General features: G+C 54.6%; 3 protein-coding genes. All 3 read right to left on the bottom strand.

Annotated elements, in window-relative coordinates; genetic code table 11:
- Positions 1 to 68 precede the first annotated feature (68 nt).
- Positions 69 to 1,031, bottom strand: coding sequence for a sigma-54-dependent Fis family transcriptional regulator (locus FBQ85_28525; GenBank protein ID MDL1879079.1), 963 nt, complete (start codon positions 1,029 to 1,031; stop codon positions 69 to 71).
- 210 nt (positions 1,032 to 1,241) lie between these two features.
- Positions 1,242 to 2,294 carry a tetraacyldisaccharide 4'-kinase gene (lpxK, locus tag FBQ85_28520; GenBank protein MDL1879078.1) on the bottom strand — a complete coding sequence of 351 codons (1,053 nt, stop codon included), beginning with the start codon at positions 2,292 to 2,294 and terminating at the stop codon, positions 1,242 to 1,244.
- 205 nt (positions 2,295 to 2,499) lie between these two features.
- Positions 2,500 to 3,183: a DUF374 domain-containing protein gene (locus FBQ85_28515; GenBank protein MDL1879077.1), complete on the bottom strand. Its 684-nt coding sequence runs from the start codon at positions 3,181 to 3,183 to the stop codon at positions 2,500 to 2,502.
- Positions 3,184 to 3,235 lie beyond the last annotated feature (52 nt).

The raw sequence follows: 3,235 nt of genomic DNA, 5'->3' as shown, positions 1-3,235 counted from the left end.
GCGATGAGCGAGCGGCGCAAGAAGCCGTGCGCACCAACGAGTTTCGCGAGGATTTGTTCTATCGCATTTCAGTGTTTCCCATCAAGCTGCCGCCGTTGCGCGATCGCCGCGAAGATATTCCGCTGCTGGCAGCGCATTTCATCGACAAGTTCGCGCGCCAGGAGAGCAAGGAAGTCGAAGGCATTGCGCCCGACGCGCTCGAATTCGCGTTCTTGCAGAATGCGCAGCATCTTCGCCTGCGTCGCGGGCGTCATCAAGCCGATCTCATCCAGAAAAATACTGCCGCCGCTCGCCACTTCAGATTTGCCGATGCGCTTGCCGGTGGCCCCGGTGAAGGCGCCCTTTTCGTGCCCGAACAATTCGCTTTCCAGCAAAGACTCCGGCAAAGCCGAGCAGTTTACCGCGACGAACGGCTTGTTGCTGCGTTGCGGATTGTGATAATGAATCGCGCGCGCGATCAACTCCTTGCCGGTGCCGCTTTCGCCCTGAATCAACACCGTGACATTGCTGTTCACGACTTTTTCGAGCGCACGAAAAACTTCCTGCATCACACCGGACTGGCCGATGATGTTCTTGAATTGAAAGCGGTCTTTCAACTCCGAACGCAGGGAATCAATCTCTTGTTTGAGCGAGCTGGTGGTGAGCGCGTTGCGCACCGTTACCAGCAGGCGATCGCTGGGGAAGGGTTTTTGAATGAAATCATACGCGCCCAGCTTCATGGATTTCACCGCTTTTTCAATCGTGCCGTGCGCCGACATCATCACCACCGGAATGCGCGGCTCTTCATTGCGAATGCGCGTTAGCGTTTCGATGCCATCAATGCCGGGCATTTGAATGTCGAGCAGAATCAAATCCGGAATCGTTTCACGGATCGCCTTGAGGCAGGCCTCGCCGCTGTTCGCGGTTTCGACGATATATTCTTTTTCTTTGCGCAGATTGATCTCGATCATCTTGCAAATATTACGATCGTCGTCAACCACAAGGATGTTATATTTTCTGGCTTTCCGGCCGATGGTATTCTCTTCGGTCATGGCGATCAAATCTCTTCTATCAAATGAGGATATGGGGTTCGCTGAGAAGAATGAAATTTGCGTATTTCGGGCAGCGTCGCTTCCTGCGCGAGGTGACGGTTTGTAGCCTATAACCACTTTTGAATCTATTGGCGGGCATGAAAATACGAAACAAGCCTTTGATTCGCAAGGCTTTTCTCGCTGCCGAAGCCCGGCTTGCGACGAATCCACTCACGGCAAAACGCGTTCAGCGCGAACCGGAAGCGCCGTTTGGAGCGCAGAAAAAAAGTTTTCTGCCGGCGCGGCCACAATCTCCAATGCGTAACTTGGCAGTTGCGCCAGACACTCGAAATTGCGCAGCTTCACCGCATCTTTACTCGTCGTGATCAAAAGATCACCCTGAGTTTGGACGAACGTGTGCGCAATGTGTTCAGCATCATTGGCGCGATAGTTGTAATGATCGGAGAAGCGCAGCGTGTGCACAATCTGCGCGCCGAGCGTTTGTATCATATGATGAAAACGTTCCGGCTGCGCAATGCCGCTGACTAGAACAACTTTTGCGGAACGCAGTTGATTTAGGGGAAATGTTTCGCGCTTATGCAAGGAGATTAACGCTTGCGCCTGAAAATGCAACGCAAATGCTCTGGCCTCAAATTGCTGGCATCTCTCCCAAACGTGATGTTGCCGTGAGGGCGCGAGATCCGTGAGTCCTGTCAGCAATAAAAATTGTGCGCGCCGCAAACTCACGATCGGTTCGCGCAACGGCCCCGCTGGCAAGAGTCGCGGAGTTTGCAGGAGAAATGCGGCGGGCATGAGAACGAGGTCGAGGTCGCGCTGCAAGTGGCGATGTTGAAAGCCGTCATCAACCAAAATAATTTGCGGATTGAATTGCTCAACGGCAATGGCAGCGGCGTGAGTTTTGTTGCGATCAACAATAACGGGCACGCCCGGGCACGCCTGCGCGAGCAGCAATGGCTCATCGCCGGCTTCGCGCAAATCCGCAAGAATTTTTTCGCCGTCGCTGACGAGGCATGTTCCCCGGCCTTCGCGGCGATAGCCGCGCGCCACGATTGCAACGCGCCACCCGGCTTTATGCAAAGCCTGCGCGAGAAAAATCGTCATGGGCGTCTTGCCCGTTCCGCCCACCGAGAGATTGCCGATGCTGATGACAAATGCCGGCAGTTTGGCGGAGGCCAAAATCCCTTTATCGTAACTCAAATTACGAAGGTGAACGAGGCCGCTATAAAGCCAGGACAGCGGCGTCAGAAGCGGAAAATGGATCATGCGTTTCGCCGGTTATGCCCAACGCGAACGAGCCGCAACCAAAAAGACAATCTCCAACTGATAAAAGAACCCAGCGGATTTGACTTTATTAGTTGGATTTTTCTATCAGTTGAAAAAAGTCTTTGCTTTTTTTGCAAAGAATTGACTTGCAACAGATTAACAACGTTTGCCGGCTGCTGATGAGCCGGAGTACGGGCGGGTTTAATCAACATTGCGCCTCAGCTTCCGTTTCCAGCGCGCGCATGCGCGTTTCGACGTGTTGCCGCAGTGTTTCAAACGATTCCGCGTTCAAAACGGAGGGTACCGTGATCGGCTCGCCGTAGAGCGCAAGCGATCGGCTGAAGGGTTTGGGGATGATGAACTGATCCCAGCTTTTCAATCGCCAAAAAGAAGAGCGGGCGAACGTCATCGGCAGCAGATCCGCGCCGGCTTTTTGGGCAATCGCCAACGTGCCGGCTTTGAAAACCTGGCGCGGGCCTTTCGGGCCGTCAGGCATGATGGCGCCGACGCCGCCGTTCTTGAGCGCGCGAATCATGGCGATCATGGCGCGGCTGCCGCCGCGCGTGCTCGAACCGCGCACGGTGGTGTAGCCAATGCGGTGCAGCGTTTGCGCAATCATTTCGCCGTCATTATGTTCGCTCACCATGCCGCAGATATTTTCGCCGCGGTGAATGAAAATCGGAATGAGAATTTTGCCGTGCCAGGTGCAGATGATGAACGGGCGCTGGTGCGCGCGCAGTGTTTCGAAATGATTCCGCCCGAGAAAACGGATGCGCGTCCAGCGCCCGACGAGCAACAGCAAGAGCCAGCCGAAGCGCGTCGCGAGCCAGAACACCAGGCGTTTTCCGCGCGGCAACCGCGCCGGCGCCGCAGAGTGATCGACGATCATGTTTCCTGCATTGTGTTGTTGAAAATTAGCTTGCAAAAAATAAGAAATCTTC

The organism is Cytophagia bacterium CHB2 (assembly GCA_030263535.1).
In the GTDB taxonomy this organism is placed as follows: Bacteria; Zhuqueibacterota; Zhuqueibacteria; order Zhuqueibacterales; family Zhuqueibacteraceae; genus Coneutiohabitans.
This window is presented reverse-complemented; position numbering and strand designations above follow the sequence as displayed.

Excerpts from the sequence above, each read along its gene's own strand:
- FBQ85_28515 (MDL1879077.1), bottom strand. The coding sequence starts at position 3,183 with ATGATCGTCGATCACTCTGCGGCGCCGGCGCGGTTGCCGCGCGGAAAA.
- FBQ85_28525 (MDL1879079.1), bottom strand. The coding sequence starts at position 1,031 with ATGACCGAAGAGAATACCATCGGCCGGAAAGCCAGAAAATATAACATC.
- lpxK (MDL1879078.1), bottom strand. The coding sequence starts at position 2,294 with ATGATCCATTTTCCGCTTCTGACGCCGCTGTCCTGGCTTTATAGCGGC.